Here is a 17,771-nt window from a genome sequence, read left to right on the forward strand (position 1 = left end):
CGGGATTTTCGACCTCCCTTCATGACGCAGCGCAGCGCAGTGTGAATGCACTGACAGGAGCTGCGGCATGGAAACCAGCCTCAAAGACCGGCTATTCAACCTGATCCCGCCTGCCATGATCGCGGTCGTCCTCAGCTTCTGGGCGTTCGGACCAAGGTCTCTGGTCGAGCATCCCTGGGCTCTCACCGTGACTTCTCCCCTCATCGTGATCGCCATCCTGCTGCTGGAGGCTGTGCACGAACGTCATGCCGGCTGGCGCATGAACAGGCGGGAGTTCCTGACGGACCTTTATTATTCGGTCCTCAGCGCGACCGTGATCGCCTGGCTGACGCAGAAACTGGCCGAGGAACCGCTGGTCGCCCTCAAGGCCTCGCTGGGGCTGACCACGGCATGGGCGAGCCATCTGCCCTGGCTGGCGCAGGTCGCAATGGTGATCTTCCTCATCGAATTCGGCCAATATTGGATGCATCGGCTGATGCACAATTGGACGCCTTTCTGGCTCACCCATGCGCCGCATCACCATATCACCCAGCTTAATGCGGCCAAGGGCGCCGTCGGCAACCCGATCGAGCTGTTCCTGATCAGCCTGAGCGTCGTCGCGCTGTTCGATTTCGACAAGACGGCCATCTTCGCAGCCCTGAACACCATGGGCGTCATCTCCGTCTTCGCCCATGCCAATGTGCGCGCCGACCCCCCGATCTGGTATTCGTTCTTCTTCACGACGATCAGGCATCACAGCCTGCACCATTCCACCGACTATGAGAGCACGCGTTGCAATTACGGCAACTCGCTGATCCTGCTGGATCGCATCTTCGGAACATATCGCGAGGGCGAGGGCATTCTCGTCGGGCAGGACGACCGCAAGCGGCTGACCATCCGGGAGCAGACGATGTTCCCCTTCGCGCCGATGATCAAGAAATTCAAGGTCTGGCGCGCAGCGAAGCAGCCACGCGGCGCACTGGCTGAGGCGGGCCCGGCCGATGATCTGGACCGGGACGCTGCGGGAGCAAAGGCCGCGGCATGATGGCGGCCCGCTCCGGTCAGGCCATCGCAGCGCGCAGCGCGCTCGCCCGGGGCGATATCGATGCCACTCAGCGATTGGCCGCGACGCTGGTGTCGGAAAATCCCGGCGATGCCGAAGGTCACTTCCTCCTTGGCGTCGCAGAATCGAGCATCGGCCGCGTCCATGCCGGCATCCAGCATCTCGGCCGCGCGGTCGAACTCGATCCCCAAGGCGAATATCGCGCGCAGCTTGCCAAGCTCTTCACTCTGGTACGGCAGGACGGGGACGCCGCCGCCGTACTGCAGGATGCAGAGCATGCTCTCCCTGCCGATGCCCTGAGCCGCGACACGATGGGCTGCGTCTATGCCCGCCTGGGCGACCACCCGGCCGCGCTCGGTCATTTTTCGGCAGCGGTGCGGCTCGAACCCGGGAACAGGCAGTTCCGCTACAACCAGGCCGTGACGCTCAACTTCCTCGGCCGGACGGAGGAAGCCGAAGCCGCGCTGGAGGCGTTGATCGCCCTGGCGCCGGATGATGCCCGTGCCCATCACCTTCTCTCCAGCCTGCGCAAGCAGTCAGCCGGGCATAATCATGTCGAGCGCCTCGCGAAGGTCCACTCAGCCACCGGGGACGGACGGGGCAGGCTGCTGCTGGGCTATGCTCTGGCGAAAGAACTCGAAGACCTCAGCCGTCCGGAAGAAGCACTGGAACGGCTCTGCGCGGTCAATGCCGAGCATCGCCGGACGTTGCGCTACGAATTTGCGCGCGATGCAGCGACCTTCGACGCGATAGAGGCGAGTTGGCCGAGCATCGCTGCGGCTCCCGCGGACGACGCCCCCCGCGATGCGCCGATCTTCATCATCGGGATGCCGCGCACCGGCACGACGCTGGTCGACCGCATTCTCTCGTCTCACCCCGACGTCGAAAGCGCTGGCGAACTGCAAGCCATGCCGCTCGCCGTCAAGAAGGCGGCAGGCACGCGCACGCCCACGGTCTTGGACCCGGAGACGATCGCCACGGCTGCCGCCAGCGACATGGGCACGATCGGCCGCGACTTCCTGCAACGCGCCAGCCATCACCGCCGCGACCCCGGCCGGAGGTTCATCGACAAGTTTCCGGGTAATTTCCACTATGCCGGGTTCATTGCGCGGGCCCTCCCGGCGGCCAACATCGTCTGCCTCCGTCGCCACCCGATGGACACGGTGCTCAGCAACTTCCGCAATCTCTTTGCCGTCAATTCGCGCTATTATGACTATAGCTACGACCTTCTGGAGATCGCCGCTTACTACGTCCGCTTCGACCGGCTGATGGCCCTGTGGCGCGAAGTCCTGCCGGGGCGGGTCATCGAACTGCGCTACGAGGATCTTGTGGCGGACCAGGAAGGCCAGAGCCGCCGCCTGCTCGCCCATTGCGGTCTGGAATGGGCGGATGAGTGCCTGTCCTTCCACACCAATGATGCGCCGGTTTCCACGCCCAGCGCGGCGCAGGTCCGCCGGCCGATCTACCGCGACGCGGTTGCGCGGTGGAAACGGCATGAGCAGGTCCTGGAACCCGTTCGACGCTTCTTCGAACGATCCGGCATTTCCATCGACTGAAAGGGAGCGCGCGACCATGCCCAGATCTGGAACATTCGCCTTCTGCATGGCCCTGGCTGCGGGGTTCGTGCAGCCAGCCGCCGCCGCTTCCTCCCCACGGACCCGTCTGGTGGAGTTTCGGTCGGAAAACTGCCTGCTGATTTCCGGCAGTCGCGACAATGCCGCTTCAAAGGTCAGCGTCAATGGCCACATCGTGCCGGTCGAAGGCCGCCATAACTGGCGGGTTCGCTTGCCGGTCAGCACCGTCCGGTCCTGGTCCGCTCCCATGGCGCGAACGGTTACGGTCGCGGTCGAGGGATTGAGCCATGAAGCCGATCTGCCGATCGGGCTGCTCGGTCATGCTGATGACCTTGCGATGCTGGTGGTCAGAGCGAAGTAATAACCGCTATGGTCATAAGTAATAAAAGAACATATTCGGAATAGATATTGTAAGTTTTCTCTCCTGGGCTTATCTACGCGCCAGCCGCCGAAGAGCGGTGCTCGTTTTTCGCACAGGAGAAGATGATGAAGATTGGGCTCATGTGCCTGGCGGCTTTCGCCTTCGCGACCCCGGCAATCGCTGGCACTACCGGCGGCAATCCCTTCGCTCAGGACACCGCGATCCTCGACCTCAAGGGGTTGGACCTCTCTACCGCCTCTGGCCAGCAGAGCCTCGCCATCCGCATGGATCAGGCGGCGCGGGCCGTTTGCGGCGATCATTTGGCGGGCGTGCACCTCGCTCTCGAATCCAAGGCGCGGGATTGTCGCACTGCGGTTGCGGCCGACATCCGCACCCAGATCGAAGCCCGGCTTGCCAAGGCTGGCGATAAGTCGCCCGTCCAAATGGCTTCCGCCCGCTGAAAATCTGCTCCGCGGCGCTTGATGGCGCCGCGGACGCCTCATTTCGCCAGCTTCGCCGGATCGGGCCACCAGGTCAGCGTGTGCACGTCATGCGCGGACGTCCAGATGCCTGAATCCGTGAAGCGCAGCGCGCCGCTGCCTTCAGCTTTCCCCACTCGCGCCCTGACCGTCATCGGCTTGGGATCGATCACGACGAAGGTCTGATCCTCCGTGGTGCGCAGCCACACCAGCCCGCCGCCCGTATCGATGTCGCCCCATTTCAGCACTGCGCCGACCTTCACCCGGCCAGCCACGTCGCCGGTTTCCGGGTCGATGCGGACGACCGTTCCGTCGCCCTGCTCCTGAACCCAGACCCCGCCTTCCCCGGCCGCAAGGAAACCCGGCTCCTTGCCCAGTGCCGTCGTCTTGACGACGCTGTCGGTCGCGGGGTCGATGCGCTGGATCGAGCGGCTCTCGCTGCTGACCGCCCAGACCGATCCGAAACCGAACGCCAGATAATGGGTGCCGGGATTGACGGGGATGGTCGCCGTCACCGCGTTCTTCGCCGGGTCGACGCGGGATACGACGCCCTTCTGATCGCTGGCGACCCAGATCGATCCGGTACCGGCGACCACATTCAGTTCGCCCTTGGGATTGGCGATGCCGGTGGGGATGGTGGCAGTCTTCCGCGCGGTCTTCGTATCGATCTTTATGAGCGCATTTTCCTGGCAATCGGCCACCCAGAGCGCTCCGTCGGACAGGGCCATGGCGCCGCAGGGTTTCGACATGGCGACGGCGGCAAGCCTGCCCTGCCGCGACCAGCGCTCGACCCGGCCGGCATTGGTCGCCCAGACGCTGTCGCCGTCGACCGCCAGGAAGTCCGCAAAGCCCGGCACTTCGATCACCTGCTCCGCATGGGCCATGGAAGCCGCACATCCCGCCGCCACTGTCATGATCAATCTCCTGAGCCTTTTCATGCCTTGCCCTTTCCTCGCGAAGATCAGGCGCGCTGCGCGATATAGGCGCGCCATCCGCCCAGGGCGGTGATGTCCTCCGCTCCCGTCAGCGCGCGCGGCTCTGCAACGAAGCCCTTGACGCTGCTGCCGTCGGCCAGCGTCACCGTGCCTATGGCAAGTGGCGCCGGCACCTCGACCACGAAGCTGCCGAACTCGGCGATGCCAAGCTCGTAAACCTCCAGCGCGATCGATCCGCCGTCCTCGCTGTGCACGAGCGCAGGCTTGGGCGGCACGCTGTTTGCGATCGCATAGAGACGGTAGTTGGGTGCCGTTTCGAAAGCACCCACGAACTTCGCGTCGCGGGAAGTGAGTTGCCAGTGCAGCGGCATGTCCTTCAGATGAGCGCCGACTACAGCGAGTTTTACGGTTTCCATTTTGCCCTCCAGATCGAGCGGTGGCGGCGACGGAATATCCGCCGCCGAAATATAGGCGTCGGCGGCGTCGAGCAGCGCAACATCGCTGTCGGCGGGACCGATCAGGGTGATGCCGAACCCGGTCGCATTCGACCTTATGCCGGCGGGCACGGCGACGGCGGCCATGTCCAGCAGGTTCACGAAATTGGTGTAGAAGCCCAGGGCGCTGTTCAGCGCGATCGGCGCGGCCTTGAGTTCCGCCACCCGATAGGTCGTGCCGGTGGTAGGGAAGGCGAGCAGGTCGATGCTCTCCCAAAGCGTATCGGCGTGACGCTTGAGTTCGGCAAGCCGATAGATGCCGTTGAACAGATCGACGGCGCTTATTTCCAGTCCCGGCTCGACGACTTCACGCACGGTCGGGTCTATCGCGTGGGGATGGTCGGCAAGCAGGTCCGCGATGGCGGCGGTCCGCTCCGCCACCCAAGGGCCGCCATAGAGGAGCTGCGCCGCTTCCTGTAGCGGCGCATAGTCGATCTCCACCAGCTCGGCGAGGGTGGAGAGCCTGTCGAGCGCCCGGTCGTAAAGATATTCGGACTGAGCATCGCCGAAGAAGGCGCGCTGGTCGCGGCGAGGAACGCCGATCCTCTTGCGCCCGATCGGCCGGTCGGCAAGCGGCTTGGAATAGGGGTCGGCGGCATCGAAGCCTGCTGCGATAGAGTCGACCAGCCGGGCGTCCGCCGTGTCGCTCGTGAAGGCGGTGATGCAATCGAGCGTGCGGCAGGCTGGCACGAGACCGCTGTTGCTCCACCGGCCTTTGCTGGGCTTGAACCCGATCAAATGCTGGAAAGCGGCGGGAACGCGGCCCGATCCTGCGGTGTCGGTGCCGAGTGCGAAGGCAACCAGTCCCGCCGCCACGGCGACCGAGGAACCGGAGCTGGAGCCGCCGCTGACATAGGACAGGTTGTAGGCGTTTCTGGGGCTGCCATAGGGGCTTCGCGTGCCGTTCAGTCCCGTGGCGAACTGGTCGAGATTGGTCTTGCCGACGCAGATCGCACCCGCCGCGATCAGCCGCTCAACGACCGTGGCCGAAGCCTTCGGCCGATAAGTGAAGGCGGGGCAGGCCGCGGTCGTATCGAGCCCCTGGACATCGATATTGTCCTTCACGGCGAAGGGAACGCCGGCCAGCGGCAAGGCTTCGCCCGCCGCCACCCGCGCATCGACCGTGCGGGCGGCCTCGATCAGGGCGTCCGGCGCGACCCGGCTGATCCAGATCTGGGGCTGAACCGCGTCATAAAGGGCCAGACGCGCGATCGTCTCTTCGGCCACCGCAACGGCGCTCATGCGCCCCGCCCTGACCGCATCGGCAATCATCGACACGCTGCGGCGGTTCAGCCGGTTCCCGGCTGGCGCGGTCATGCGTGCCTCCTCAGCGCCATCATCGGCGCGCCGGGCTGCAGCGACTGCCGCTCCTGCACATAGAGCGCCTCGACCCTGCCCGCGCCCGGGCTGTGAACGGCACATTCCATCTTCATCGCCTCTATGATCGCGATCGTTTCGCCGGCATCGACCTCGTCGCCGGGCCCAACGAGCAGTTTCCACAGGCTGCCGCCGAACGGCGCTTCGACCAGATCGGCGCCATCGGGAACTTCCACGGCGTCCGGCTGCGGCTGCTCAGCTTCGGATAGATGGGCGACGCGGTCGAATTCGCCGTTCCGCTGCCACTCGGCTCGCTCCTCATCGAAGGCGCTCTGTCGTCGCGCCTCAAATTCCGCGATCGACTTCGCATTGTCGGCAAGGAAAGCGCGATAATCGGAGAGGCGGAATTCGCACGGCTCGATCCTGATCGAGCGTCGGCCGCTCGGAAAATCGCGCCGCCATTCGACGAGTTCGTCCGCGCTTACAGGATAGAAGCGGATCTGGTCGAAAAAGCGCAGCAGCCAGGGCTTTCCCTCGGTGAAGGCGTCGGTCTGCCGATGGGTATTCCACATCTGGATGGTGCGGCCGAACAGTTGATAGCCGCCCGGCCCTTCCATGCCGTAGATGCACATATAGGCCCCGCCGATGCCAACGACATTGGGCGGCGTCCAGGTGCGCGCTGGGTTGTATTTGGTGGTGACCAGCCGATGCCGCGGATCGACCGGCGTGGCCACCGGGGCGCCCAGGTAAACGTCGCCCAGGCCCAGGACGAGATAATTGGCCTCGAAGATCAGATTCTCCACGGCCGCGGCATCGGGAAGGCCGTTGATCCGCCGGATGAACTCGATATTGTCGGGGCACCAGGGCGCATCGGCGCGGACGGCGCCCATATATTTCTCGATCGTCTCGATCGTGGCCGGATCGCGCCAGCTGAGCGGCAGGTGGACGATACGCGACGGGACGACGAAGTCCGCCAGATCGCCCAGCCGCTCCTCCGCCGCCATCAGCATGTCGAGGGCGGCTCGCTGATCCATGATCTCCCCGTCGAAATGCAACTGGAGGGACCGGATTCCGGGCACGATGTCGACAATCCCGGCGGGATCGAGCCTTTCCAGCTCAGCCATCAGCGCATGCGCCCTTATCCGCAGCTCGATATCCAGCACGATGGGGCCGTATTCGACCAGGATATTGCGGTCGCCTTGCTGGCGATAGACCGTGCGCGGGCGATCCGGGGTGGCCGGGATTTCCGCAAGGATGGGGGTGAGCGTGCCGATGGGCCGGGCTGGTCCGCCCCCAAGCGCCGTACCCGATGCGATCAGCCCGCGCTGGTGCAAATCCGCCGCGCGCGCATCCTCGACATCGACCGGCACGAAGCGCAGCTTGTCGCCGGGCGCCAGCTGACCCATGATCCAGCGATCGGCGGCGATCACCACGAAGGGGCAGACAAAGCCGCCGAGCGAAGGGCCGTCCGGACCCAATATGATCGGCATGTCGCCGGTGAAGTCCACGGCCCCGATCGCATAGGGATTGTCGTGAATGTTGGACGGGTGCAGACCCGCTTCCCCGCCGTCGGTGCGCGCCCACCGGGGCTTGGGGCCGATCAGCCGGACGCCGGTACGATTGCTGTTATAGTGGACCTGCCACTCCGCCGTCACGATTTCCTCAATATCCTCGTCGGTGAAGAAATCGGGCGCCCCGTGCGGGCCATAGAGCACCCGCAAGGTCCATTCATTCGTCAAGGGCGGCAGCGCGACTTCCGGCAAGGCAGGCCCGACCTCGTCACCGGCCAGATGCAGCGTATCGCCAGCCAGCAACCGGCGCGCGGCATGTCCGCCGAACTGGCCAAGCTCGAAGGTGCTGCGACTGCCGAGATAGGGCGCGATGTCCAGGCCGCCGGCCATGAGGATGTAGCCGCGTATGCCGCCGCCCCTCACCCGGCCAAGGCTGAGCGTCCGCCCCTCCCCCACGTCGAAGGCGACGCCACGCGGCACCGGCGTTCCGTCAAGCTTGGCGTCGAAATCAGCGCCGGTCAGGCAGATGCGCGCTGGCGCGTTGAAGGTCAATGTCGGCCCGGTATGGAGCACTTCCAGGCCAGCCGTGCCTTCGGCATTGCCGAGCAGCCGGTTGCCCAGCCGGAACGACTGGTCGTCCATCGGGCCCGATGGCGGAACACCCACGGCCCACAGTTTCTGCCGGCCGGGCCAATCCTGAACGGTCGTCGCCGTGCCGCCGCTGACGACCTGGATGCTGCGCGGATGGAAGGCGATGCCGTCGAGGACGCGGGTCGAGACTTCCCCACTGACGAAGGGAGACGAACGCACCACCTCCCGAAGCCAGCGCAGGTTGGTTTCGATCCCGTCGATACGGCTTTGGTCCAGTGCCGCCTGCATGGCGGATACGGCTTGGGCGCGGGTGGGCGCATGCACGATCAGCTTCGCCAGCATCGGATCGTACCAGGCGCTGACCGTGCTGCCGGCCATGCACCAGGTTTCGACGCGAATGTCGGGCGGAAACGCAACCGCCGTCAGCGTGCCGGAGGTCGGGCGATAGTCGAGCGCGGGATCTTCGGCGTAGAGGCGCACCTGCACGGAATGGCCATTGGGACGCGGCGGCTCCCTGTCGAGGAAGGAGAAGTCTCCGGCAGCGCCGCGGATCATCCATTCGACAAGATCGATGCCCATCACCTCTTCGGTGACGCCATGTTCGACCTGAAGGCGGGTGTTCATCTCCAGAAAGAAAAATTCTTCCCGTTCCGCATCATAGAGAAATTCGACGGTGCCGGCCGACCGATAGGACGCGGCCTCGCCCAGCCGCGTGGCGGCAGCGATCAGCGCGCTGCGCACCGCGTCGGGCAGCAGGGGCGCGGGCGCTTCCTCGACCACTTTCTGGTTGCGGCGCTGGAGCGAGCAGTCCCGTTCGCCCACCGGCATGACGCGCCCCTCGCCATCGCCGAATATCTGCACCTCGATGTGCCGTGCGCGCCGGATGTAGCGTTCCAGGAAGATGCCCGCGTCGCCGAAATTGCTTTCGCCCAGACGCGCGACGGCGGCGAAACTCTCGCGGACGGCGGCCTCGTCCTCGCAGACGCGCATGCCGATGCCGCCGCCGCCCGCAGTCGCCTTGAGGATCACGGGGAAACCGATCTCACGAGCGGCGAGTACGGCCTGCGCCTCGTCCCTGAGCAGATCCGTGCCGGGCGCGAGCGGAACATCGTGCGCGGCGGCAAGCTCGCGCGCGCTGTGCTTGAGGCCGAAGGTGCGGATATTATCCGGCGTGGGGCCGATGAAGATGATCCCGGCCTTCGCGCAAGCCTGTGCGAACTCGACATTTTCAGCGAGGAAACCGTAACCCGGGTGAATGGCGCCAGAGCCCGTCCTGCGGGCCGCATCCAATATGGCCTCGATGTTGAGATAGCTTTCCGAGGCGCGCGCACCGCCAATGCAGACCGCTTCGTCGGCCAGTGCAACGTGGAGCGAATCCTCGTCGGCTTCGGAATAGACCGCGACTGATCGCAGGCCCATCCGGCGGAGCGTGCGGATGATGCGGGTGGCGATCGCTCCGCGATTCGCGATGAGGACGGTATCAAACCTCATGCGGCGACAATCATGCGCACGGGCGTCGGGTTGAAACCGTTGCACGGATTGTTGATCTGCGGGCAGTTGGAAACCACCACGATGACATCCATCTCCGCGCGCAGGTCCACGGTCAGGCCGGGCGCGGAGATGCCATCGACGATCCCCAGCGATCCGTCGGCCTCCACCGGCACGTTCATGAAGAAGTTGATGTTGGAGACAATGTCGCGCTTGCCCCGGCCTTCGCGCAGATTCGCCTCCAGGAAGTTTTCGACGCAGGCATGTTCGGCCTTGGTGTGGTGGCCGTAGCGAAGCGTGTTGGATTCGCAGGAACAGGCGCCGCCGATGGTGTCGTGATAATCGACGGACGTGGCGGTGATCGTCATCATCGCCCGTCCCTCGTTGGAACGCAGCACCGCGCCTTCGCGAAGGAAGAGATTGCCTTGCGCGGCGACGGTGTCCTGCGCGCTGTAACGCTCCGCATCGTCCTGCGCGGAATAGAGGAGGAAATCGACCGCCTGATTCCCTTCCAGATCGACGATCCGCAGGGTCTGGCCGGCTGCGACATGATGCAGCCAGGGCGCTCGCGCCGGCACGATCACGTCATGGAGGACAGTGCCCGGAAGGCCGGACAAGTGAATATCGACGCTCATTGAGGCGTTTTCCTTTTAACGGCGGAAATAGTCTTCGACATTCTCGAAGGCGCGCAGGCCTTCTGGAGTGGCGGTGCGGATGGTATCGTCGGCGGGAGTGACCGGACCGCGCCAGGCCGTCGCGCGAAGCGGCGTCACGGTCCAATCCTCGCGCGGGTCCAGGACATGCGGGCAGTTCGCGATCACCACGATCACATTCATCTCGGCGCGCAGCACCAGGCTTCGCGCCTGGGCAAAGGGGCCTAACTGCGGCACGATCGCTCCGTCGGCTTCGATCCGCACCCCCTTGAACAGGTTGACGCACGGATGCACGTCGCGCCGCTGGAGGCCGTGTTTGGCGACGCCGAGCAGGAAGCGGTCGCGTCCGCTGGGCGTCGGGCCGCTATTGGCCCCATTGCCATATCTGGCCGCATTCGTCGCAGCGTTGGAGGTGCCGCAGAAGGCATCATGCGTCCCCGCCCCATCCTCGACAAAGCTCATGAGGACACGGCCCATGTCCGACAGCAGCAGCTTGCCCGTGCCGAGATAGGCGTTCCATTGCACTTTCACCGTGTCGGCGACGTTGAGCCGTTCGGTCGGCAGTTCGGCGTTGAAGATGAGGAGGGAAGCACAGGCATCGCCCTTGAGGTCGATCAGCCGCAGGCGGGCGCCGCGCGGCAGACGCCGCGTTGCATAGCCGCCCGCCGCGATCGTCTCTTCCCACAGAAGATCGTCCGCGGGCACGCCGTCCGGCAGGTCGCCGGCCACCGGCGGCAACACCGGCATGGCTTCCACCGCGGTCCCGGCCTTGGCGCGGGCATGGTCGCGGGCGGCGGTGGGGTTGGTAAGGGCCGTCATGCCATCACTCCCTTGGTCTGTTTGCTGGATTCCTGTTCATAGAGCGGCGGCAGCAGGGCGGTTGTGGTGACGAGCTGGAGCTGGTGGACGCCGCGCACCCGCCGAAGCGCATCGCACAGTTCCTTGAGCAGCGAGGCAGGCCCCTGCACCAGCAGCACCTCAAGCGACTGGTCATCCTCCAGAAAGACATGCTGAGAGGAGATGACCTCCTTCAGATAGTCCGCCTGCGTCTGGGCAAGCTGATGCCGCACGCGGCCGCGGTCGCCGCGATAGACGATGGTGATGGTGCCGGCCAACATCTCGTCGGGCCGGGTAAAGGCCTCATGTTCGGCAAGCGCATGACGGATGAGTTCGGCGATGAGCTGCGAACGCGACGGCAGTCCGCGTTCCTCCACCATCATGTCGAGCTGCCGGAACAGGTCCGCCGGCAGGCTCATGCTCAGCCTTGCAAGGCCCGCAGATTCGCTACCCATGTCCAATCTTCTCCTCATGATGCCGGTCGCCGTTTTCCGGCGCGGCTATCGCCTCTTCCCCGGCCGCGTCGCTCGCGCGTTTGCGCAGGGCGAGGTCGTAAACAGCCGTCGCGCCGAAGCGGTGCGGGGCGTGCGGGTCGTGACGGCGCTTGTCGAGCGCCAGCACCCGCGTCCCCAGGTTGAAGGCTTCGTGGATGTCGTGAGTCACCATGATGATCGTCAGCGAATAGTCGCGCCAAAGCCGGGTGATCAGCCGGTGCATGTCGGAACGGATACCCGGATCCAGCGCGCCGAACGGTTCATCGAGCAGCAGGATGCGGGGGCGCTTGATAAGCGCCTGCGCGATGGCCAGACGCTGCTGCATGCCGCCCGAAAGCTGTGCGGGATAGAGGTGAAGGCTGTCGCCAAGGCCGACGGCATCCAGCATTTCGGTGGCTTCTTCCACCGCCGCGCTGCGAGCCCTGCCGAACAGGCGCGCCAGAAGCGGCGATTGGGCGCATTCCAGCCCGAAAACCGTGTTCCGCAAGGCCGACAGGTGGGGAAATACCGAATAGCGCTGAAACACGACGCCCCGATCGGGTCCGCATTCAGGCGTCAGCGGCATCCCGTCGAGAAGGATGGAACCCCGCGTCGCCGCTTCCTGGCCGAGGATGAGACGCAGCAGGCTGCTTTTGCCGGCGCCCGAAGGGCCGATGATCGACACGAAAGACCCTTCCTCGATATCGATCGTCACGCGTTCGAGCACGATCTTCTCGCCATATTCGATCCAGACATCACGAAGAGAGAGAAGCGCGCTCAATGGCTGACTCCGTGGGCCCAGGGGAACAGGCGCTGGCTGAGGAAGGTGAGGGAAAGATCCATCACCACGGCCAGCAGCGCGATCCACGCGACATAGGGAATGATGACATCCATCGAGAGATAGCGGCGGACGAGGAATATGCGGTAGCCAAGTCCGATGTCGGATGCGATCGCCTCGGCCGATATGAGGAAGACCCAGGCCGGCCCCAGCGACAGGCGTACGGCGTGAAGCAGGCGCGGCATGGCCTGGGGCAGCGCCACCCTTATCATGATCTGCCAGCTGCTCGCCCCCAGCGTCTGCGCCTTGATGATCTGCTCGCGCGGCAGGGCAGCGACGTGCGCGGCAATGTCCCGCACCATGACAGGGGCTATGCCGATGACGATGAGCGCGACCTTGGCAGTTTCCCCCAGGCCCAGGGCGATGAAGAGGATAGGGAGCAGCGCGATGGGCGGGATCACGGCGATGCCCGTTACCAAAGGTCCGAAGGTCGCCCGCACGGGGGGAAGGATGCCGAGCACCAGCCCCACAAGAAGCGCCGCGAGCGTCGCGATGCCCAAACCGATGCCAAGCCGCTCCAGGCTCGCCAGCGTATCCGCCCAGAATAGCAGCTGTCCCGTCAGCTGGTCCGGCTGGAAAAGCAGCCCGGACATCGCCTTCGTCATGCCGTCGGGCAACGGCAATATCTTGTCGAACTGATTGGCGGCGTGGCGCTGAGCCGCCAGGAAAAGATAGAGCAGGACCAGCAGCAGGATCGGCACCGCCCCCAGCAGCAGCCGGTCGCCTCGGCTGACATGTCGATTCACCCAGCGCATATCATCATCGTCCTACAGAGTGGATCGATCGGGGCAGCTCAAAGCTTTCCGTCGGCCGCCAGTTTCATGAAGCTTTCGTCGAACCGCAGCGTCACATGCTGCGCGTCGCCCAGCGTCTTCCCGCCGGCGAAGCTCATGCCGACGGCATCGGCTGAGGCCGCGCCCTTGAACAGGCCATGGGCGAAGCTGAAATCCCGCACCTGCGCCATGCTTTGAACGAGTGCGGGGGCAGATGTGGCCGCCACGGCGGATTTGGGATCGGCATAGAGATGCGTGGTCGCCAGCTGGCTCTCGAACACTTCGGGTGTCGTGCCCGCCAGCTTCGCCATGGCCGCGCGTGCCGCCTTGCCCTGCGCGTCCTGCCTTTTCATCAGCGCCATCGTATCGAACCAGATGCCGGTCAGCGCCTTGCCCAGATTCGGATTGGCTTTCAGGGTCGCCGTATCGACCACCAGCAGATCCAGTATTTCACCGGGGATCTGGGCCGAGCTGAAGACCTCCTTCGCCCCGGCCTGTCCCTTCATGACCGAAAGCTGCGGGTTCCATGCGACCGCCGCGGTGACGTCCGGACTGGAAAAGGCCCCGACGATATCAGCGTCGGAGGTGTTCACGGTCTTGATGTCGGTGGGCTTCATCCCCGACTTCTCCAGCGCGCGGGCGAGAAGATAGTGGGAGACCGAAAGTTCGACCAGATAGACCTGCCTGCCCTTGATCGCTGAAAAATTGTCGGCGCCCTTGAGCAAGATGCCATCATTGCCGTTCGAATAGTCGCCGACTATGATCGCGCTGGTATCTTTCCCGCCGGCGGCCGGAATCGTCAGGGCATCCATATTGGTCACCGTCACGCCATCGAATTTGCCGGCGGTATATTGATTCACCGATTCAACATAGTCGTTGACCTGAACGATATTGATCTTGATGCCGTATTTATCCGCCCACTTCTTCACGATTCCGGCCTGCTGGGCATAGGGCCATGGCATCCAGCCAGCGTATATCGACCATCCGATGTTGAACTCTGTCTTCGGCTTGGAGGGGGCGTCCGGCGCTTGCGAGCAGGATACAAGCAAAAGCGCTCCAGCCATCAGAGCAGCCCGGCCTGCATTGCGGAACATTCGGATCATTCTTTCGTCCCCTTTCGGCAAACACTATTGCAAAGCAGCACGGGTCTGTCCACCAAGAATTATTACCTTTAAAGTTTTAGGTAATACTCTCCATCGTGGCGGAAATCCGGGGTCCGGCGCCCTGACACCCGCCGTCGGGCCGGCTGAGCGACCGCGCCGATGACCCGCCCCTCCCCGCGAATCGACCAGTTTGCGTTATTTCGACGGATAGACGGCGGCAGCGTCGATCCGTTGGTCGGGGTTTGCGATTCGGGGCCGAACGGTCCCACATAATTCCCACACCGGTCCCACCGCCATTCCTCCCACCAATATTCGAATCGGTCTTCATCGTAAGAAAACCGCCATATTGTGCGTCGCACCCAAACATTGCAGTCATACTGAGCAAGTGCGAAATTATTACGCTTGACCCATTACGTAATATCCATACCGTATAGTTGATCGACCGCTCGTCGAAGCGGCGCAACAAAAGGGTAGATTAGCCGGGCAGTCACCGGCTTGAAGTGAGGGTTCGTGAATCGAAGAACGGCTCGCAATGCTGCTCTCTCAGGCGCTATGGCGCCGGTCGCCAGCAATGCGCGGCATTGTGACCTTGCCGGTTCATCGCACGGCGCTCGAACAGATCAAATGATGATTGCAGCCGCTTCGGTTGCAAAAGACCATGCACATCATGGCATGACAATGACGACTGGCCGGGAACCGGCCGACAAGGTGCCGGCCTAGCCAGAGCGCCAGGGAGAAGGATGTCACTTGAGGCTCAACTGCAAGGGGGTCGAAGTGACTATGAAATTGTTTCGCAATACATTGCTTGGCGCGACCATTCTTATGGGCGTTGGGACCACTTCGGCTTTCGCTCAAGGCGCCGCGGATGGTGCTGACGGTGCAGGCGGCGAGGGCAACGAGATCGTCGTGACGGCCACTCGGCGTGCGGTTTCGATCCAGGACGTGCCGATCAACATCAGCGCCGTCGGCCAGGAGCAGCTCGCCCGGCAGCGGATCGACGACGTGCGCGACATTGCCGACTTTACGCCAGGCGTGACCATATCGGACACGGGCCCGGGCTCGACCGGAACGATCGTGCTTCGCGGCCTCAACGCTTCGGATTCCAGTTCCACCGGCAATTCCTATGACACGGCCTTGGGCGTCTATCTCGGCGAGGTTCCGCTCTATTACGACTTCAAATTGCTCGACATCGCGCGCGTCGAAACGCTGCTCGGGCCGCAGGGGACACTCTATGGCCTTGGCACCCTGGCGGGCGCGATCCGCAATATCCCCAACCGGCCCGACACTGACAAGATCGAGGGCGAGGTGCATAGCCGCCTTTACGGCAAGGGCCACAGCGGCAAGCTGGGCTATCAGGTCGACGGCGTCATCAACATCCCGATCGTCAAGGATCATATCGCCTTCCGGTCGGCCACGGGCTATTTCTACGATCCCGGCTTCATCGACTATCCGCTGCTGCTCCAGACGCCGGGCGTTTCGCTGCCCCAGCCGGATGGTCCGACGAGCATCTCGCCCGCCGGCTATGCCGCGAACCTGAGAAAGGAGAAGGACCTCAATTTCGAGAAGACCTTCACCACCCGCAACCAGTTGCTGTTCCAGGTCAGCGAGGATCTGAAGGTCAATTTCACCTACGCGTTCCAGCAGACCAAGACCGATGGAGGTCAATATAATAGCGACGGCGTACTCGGAACCGGCAAATATCAAAGTGCGGCGCGTTATATCGAGCCGGTGAAGCGCCGTGCGCACCTGGGAGCGATGGAAATCAACGCCAACCTCGCGGACATTGCCGATCTTGTTTCGACAACTGCCTATACCGATGTCAAGAACGACAATCGGACGGACAATACCGACCTTCTGCTCGATCTCGATTATGGCTATGAATCCTTCCCCGCTTTTTCGAGCTGGAACGAAAGCCACGATCGCCGCAAGCAGTTCAACCAGGAAGTCCGCTTCGTTTCCCGCCATGGCGGTCCGTTCAACTGGGTGCTGGGCGGCTTCTACAATCAGCAGAAGCGGCTGCGCGAATATACCGAACATGTTCCGAATCATCCCTGGGTGGAATTCGGAACGCAACCCAACCCCGACGAAGTCGAGTATAACAGCTTCAACAAGTCAAAAGTGACGGAGAAAGCAGTCTTCGGTGAAGGCACGTTGAGGATCATACCCGAATGGCAGGTGACGGCAGGCGTGCGCTATTTCGGCTATACGTCGGACGTCAGCGGACGCGCGGTACTTCCACTGCTCGGCGATCCGGTCAGCCCCTATGATCTTCCTTCTGCCGGCGGCAAGTCGAAGAAGAGCGGCTGGGTGTGGAAGTTTAACAGCTCCTACAACTTCACGCCGGACATCATGGTCTATGGCACCTACAGCAAGGGCTATCGGATCGGAGGGCCGAACACTGTCGCGCCCTGCGTCCTGCCACTCGATCTAACGCAGCAGAATGTGTGCGCGCTGCCCAATGAAATCCAATATGGCCCGGACACCACGAAAAACGCGGAACTCGGCATCCGCACCCAGCTTCTGGATCGCAAGCTGACGTTCAATTTCAACGTCTTCCAGATCAAATGGAACGGTATTCAGGTCGATTCTGCCACCATTAACGGCATCGTGGGCATCACCGTCAACGGCGGCAAGGCGAAGTCGGAGGGCTTCGAAGCGTCGTTCCAGGCCAAGCCGATAGGAGGATTGTCGATCCAGGGAACATATTCCTACACCGATGCCAAGCTGACCCAGGATGTTCCGGGGATCATCGCGGTCAACGACCCGGCGGGAACCTATCCCAGTTCACCCATTCAGCTGGACGCGCTATCGGGTGATCGCCTTCCAGGCTCTGCAAAGAACAGCGGCAGCCTGGGCGCGACCTACACCATGCCGTTCATGGCCGGGAACCTGGTGGCGGACTGGACAGCGACCTATCGCGGCAATGTCGTGACGCGGCTGGGCTGGGACCGCGCCTATGGCGACAAGCTTCCGGGCTATGTGCTGCACCGCGCCTCGCTGGCCTATGAAACGGACCGTTACAGCCTCGTCCTGTTCGCGAACAATATCTTCGACAAATATGCGGTGGCTTCCGTCTCCAATGACCGCTCGCGCGTGGGCCTCAACGATGGAGTGGTACTGCGCTATTACAAGCAGACCGTGATCAATCCGCGCACCTTCGGCATCGAAGCACGCTTCAAATATTGATCTGATGATGCTGCCGGGGCGCCATTTCGAAAGGATGGCCCCCGGCGAGCGCGCAAAGTCATCCCAATGCTGCCTTGTATGAAAGGGAAAGGGCCATGGCCGCTGATGCGCGCAGG

At 63.5% G+C, this 17,771-nt stretch carries 14 protein-coding genes; 5 read left to right on the forward strand and 9 right to left on the reverse strand.

Annotated features, from left to right (window positions below; genetic code table 11):
• Positions 1–67: 67 nt before the first annotated feature.
• From A0J57_RS03700 to A0J57_RS03715, 4 genes are all read left to right on the forward strand, one after another.
• On the forward strand, positions 68–1,024 hold the full coding sequence (locus A0J57_RS03700; protein ID WP_061933901.1) for a sterol desaturase family protein: 957 nt from the start codon (positions 68–70) through the stop codon (positions 1,022–1,024).
• On the forward strand, positions 1,021–2,598 hold the full coding sequence (locus A0J57_RS03705; protein ID WP_061933903.1) for a tetratricopeptide repeat-containing sulfotransferase family protein: 1,578 nt from the start codon (positions 1,021–1,023) through the stop codon (positions 2,596–2,598). The genes A0J57_RS03700 and A0J57_RS03705 overlap by 4 nt, the downstream gene beginning before the upstream one ends.
• Positions 2,599–2,614: 16 nt before the next feature.
• Positions 2,615–2,977, forward strand: a complete 363-nt coding sequence (locus A0J57_RS03710; RefSeq protein ID WP_044660827.1) for a hypothetical protein — start codon at positions 2,615–2,617, stop codon at positions 2,975–2,977.
• A 125-nt stretch (positions 2,978–3,102) separates the two neighbouring features.
• Entirely contained in the window at positions 3,103–3,438 is a 336-nt protein-coding gene (locus A0J57_RS03715; RefSeq protein WP_044662915.1) for a UrcA family protein, read from the forward strand.
• Between the two features lie 38 nt (positions 3,439–3,476).
• Here A0J57_RS03715 and A0J57_RS03720 read toward each other — a convergent pair whose 3' ends face one another.
• From A0J57_RS03720 to A0J57_RS03760, 9 genes are read right to left on the reverse strand one after another with little or no spacing between them, the layout of a single operon-like run.
• On the reverse strand, positions 3,477–4,370 hold the full coding sequence (locus A0J57_RS03720) for a YncE family protein (RefSeq protein ID WP_235600775.1): 894 nt from the start codon (positions 4,368–4,370) through the stop codon (positions 3,477–3,479).
• Between the two features lie 47 nt (positions 4,371–4,417).
• Complete coding sequence (atzF, locus tag A0J57_RS03725; protein WP_061933905.1) at positions 4,418–6,202, reverse strand: allophanate hydrolase; 1,785 nt, start codon at positions 6,200–6,202, stop codon at positions 4,418–4,420.
• Entirely contained in the window at positions 6,199–9,795 is a 3,597-nt protein-coding gene (gene uca / locus A0J57_RS03730; RefSeq protein ID WP_061933907.1) for an urea carboxylase, read from the reverse strand. The genes atzF and uca overlap by 4 nt, the downstream gene beginning before the upstream one ends.
• Complete coding sequence (locus A0J57_RS03735; RefSeq protein ID WP_025546586.1) at positions 9,792–10,427, reverse strand: urea amidolyase associated protein UAAP2; 636 nt, start codon at positions 10,425–10,427, stop codon at positions 9,792–9,794. Before A0J57_RS03735 ends, uca begins: the two co-directional genes overlap by 4 nt.
• A gap of 15 nt (positions 10,428–10,442) precedes the next feature.
• Complete coding sequence (locus A0J57_RS03740; protein WP_061933910.1) at positions 10,443–11,264, reverse strand: urea amidolyase associated protein UAAP1; 822 nt, start codon at positions 11,262–11,264, stop codon at positions 10,443–10,445.
• Complete coding sequence (locus A0J57_RS03745) at positions 11,261–11,737, reverse strand: CopG family ribbon-helix-helix protein (protein ID WP_025546584.1); 477 nt, start codon at positions 11,735–11,737, stop codon at positions 11,261–11,263. Before A0J57_RS03745 ends, A0J57_RS03740 begins: the two co-directional genes overlap by 4 nt.
• Positions 11,730–12,536, reverse strand: coding sequence for an ABC transporter ATP-binding protein (locus A0J57_RS03750; protein WP_044660831.1), 807 nt, complete (start codon positions 12,534–12,536; stop codon positions 11,730–11,732). Before A0J57_RS03750 ends, A0J57_RS03745 begins: the two co-directional genes overlap by 8 nt.
• Positions 12,533–13,348 carry an ABC transporter permease gene (locus A0J57_RS03755; protein ID WP_044660832.1) on the reverse strand — a complete coding sequence of 272 codons (816 nt, stop codon included), beginning with the start codon at positions 13,346–13,348 and terminating at the stop codon, positions 12,533–12,535. The genes A0J57_RS03750 and A0J57_RS03755 overlap by 4 nt, the downstream gene beginning before the upstream one ends.
• 38 nt (positions 13,349–13,386) lie before the next feature.
• Entirely contained in the window at positions 13,387–14,469 is a 1,083-nt protein-coding gene (locus A0J57_RS03760; protein WP_044660833.1) for a putative urea ABC transporter substrate-binding protein, read from the reverse strand.
• A gap of 780 nt (positions 14,470–15,249) precedes the next feature.
• On the opposite strand from A0J57_RS03760, the gene A0J57_RS03765 reads away from it, so the two are divergent.
• Positions 15,250–17,655, forward strand: coding sequence for a TonB-dependent receptor (locus A0J57_RS03765; protein ID WP_061933912.1), 2,406 nt, complete (start codon positions 15,250–15,252; stop codon positions 17,653–17,655).
• Positions 17,656–17,771: the final 116 nt, after the last annotated feature.

Origin of the sequence: Sphingobium sp. 22B, from assembly GCF_001580035.1 — a bacterium.
GTDB lineage: Bacteria > Pseudomonadota > Alphaproteobacteria > Sphingomonadales > Sphingomonadaceae > Sphingobium > Sphingobium fuliginis.